At 72.8% G+C, this 1,769-nt stretch carries 2 protein-coding genes; both read right to left on the reverse strand.

Annotation, left to right across the window (positions count from 1 at the left end; genetic code table 11):
• Positions 1-216: 216 nt before the first annotated feature.
• The gene (locus tag DEIPI_RS36720) at positions 217-387 is read right to left on the reverse strand and encodes a carbohydrate-binding protein (protein WP_169737122.1); all 171 of its coding nucleotides are present in this window, start codon (positions 385-387) and stop codon (positions 217-219) included.
• Positions 388-506: 119 nt separating this feature from the next.
• Positions 507-1,769, reverse strand: a 1,263-nt coding sequence (locus tag DEIPI_RS35610) for a sensor histidine kinase (RefSeq protein WP_245588576.1), incomplete at its 5' end; no start/stop codon positions are given.

Genomic DNA, 1,769 nt, shown 5'->3' on the forward strand with positions numbered 1-1,769 from the left:
GCGGGCCCCGCGCGATCAGCGCGGCGAGCGCCGCGGCAGGCAGCAGCAGCCAGCTCGCGACGCGCCGTCGTCGGTGGGGACGCCTGGGGTTCCTCTCGGGATTCATCACACCTCCTGCGCGGCGCAGGGGGCGTCGCGGCGCCCTCATTCTCGAAGTCGGGCCGTCCGGACGCCCACGCCCGGGGTGAAGGGCGCTTCACGTGGCGTGAGGTGGGACTACTTCACCTCGATCCGGTCGAGGTTGAGGTAGTTGGCGCTGCCCTGCGCCGAGTCGTACGCGACGCGGACGGTGTTGCTCCCGGCGTTCAGGGGCAGGCTGAAGCTGACCGTGCCGTACGTGGACCACGCGCCCGTCCCGGTGAACAGCAGGTTCGCGGCGCGGGTCACGCCGTTGGCGCTCAGGACCCGCTTCGCGTCTCCGGCGCCGCACCATCATTCTCCCCGTGGAGCTCGTGGCGCGCGGCAGCGGCGAACTGCCGCCCCCCACGGCCTGAAACCACCCGAGCCTACGCCGGATCCGCCGCCCGCAGCGTGAAGTGGAAGGTGCTGCCCTCGCCCGGCGTGGACTCCACCCACATCCGCCCGCCGTGCCGCTCCACCACGCGGCGGCAGATCGCCAGGCCCAGACCCGTCCCGGGGTAGTCCTCACGGCGGTGCAGGCGCTGGAACATCACGAAGATCCGCTCCAGGTACCGCGCCTCGATCCCGATGCCGTTGTCCCGGACGCTCACGCGCACCTCGTCACCGTCACGCGCGCTCGTGACGCGCACCGTCGGCGTGACGCCCTCCCGGCGGAACTTCAGCGCGTTCCCCACGAGGTTCTGCATGACCTGCACGAGCTGGAGTTCGCTGCCGAGCACCACGGGCAGGACGTCCGACGTGACGCGCGCGCCGCTCCCGTCGAGCACGCCCGAGAGGTTCGTCAGGGCCTCCGCGAGGACCCGATCGAGCGAGACGGGCGCGAGCGTCAGCTGCTCCGCACCCACGCGGGAATACACCAGCAGATCGTCCACGAGCGTCTTCATGCGCTCCGCGCCCTGCACCACGAGGCGCAGGTACGCCCGGCCCCGCTCGTCGAACGCGCCCCCGTAGCGGCGGTCGAGGAGCTCCGTGAACGACGCGATGGTCCGCAGGGGCTCCTGCAGGTCGTGCGACGCCACGTACGCGAAGCGCTCCAGTTCCGCGTTGGACCGCGCGAGGTCCCGCGTGCGCTCCTGAAGTTCCCGCGTGCCGTCCATCCCTTCGAGCGCGAGCTCCAGGCTGTGCGTCAGCGCGAGGACGAGCGCGCGCTCCGTGCGGGACCAGCCGCGCCGCGTCCGCCACAGCGCCACCGCCAGCAGACCGCGCGGCGCGCCGCGCAGGACCAGCGGCAGGTACGCGGCGCCGCTCACGCTCTCGAGCAGGTGCCCGTGCGTGTCCGAGGTCACGTCGTACCCGTCCACGAACAACGGACGGCGATCCTCCCAGGCCGTCACGATGTTCTCCACCGCGCCGTACGGACGTCCCGCGTCCACGAGGGCCTGCACCTCCGGCGCGAGCGTGCCCGTCTGCGCGCGGCAACGCCACGTGTCCCCCTCGAGCTCGTAGTACACCGACGTGGAGCCGGGCAGCATGGACACCAGGATCTCCTGCGCGGCGCGCACCACCGCGTACGGGTCGCCCAGCCGGGCGGAGTCGCGTGTGAACGTCGCGAAGGCCTCCAGCAGCCGGGTCCGCGCGTCGAGCTCCGTTCGCTGCGCCTCCAGCCGCGCCGCTCGAGCGCCGCGCTC

It is taken from the genome of Deinococcus pimensis DSM 21231 (assembly GCF_000519345.1).
Taxonomy (GTDB): Bacteria; Deinococcota; Deinococci; order Deinococcales; family Deinococcaceae; genus Deinococcus_A; species Deinococcus_A pimensis.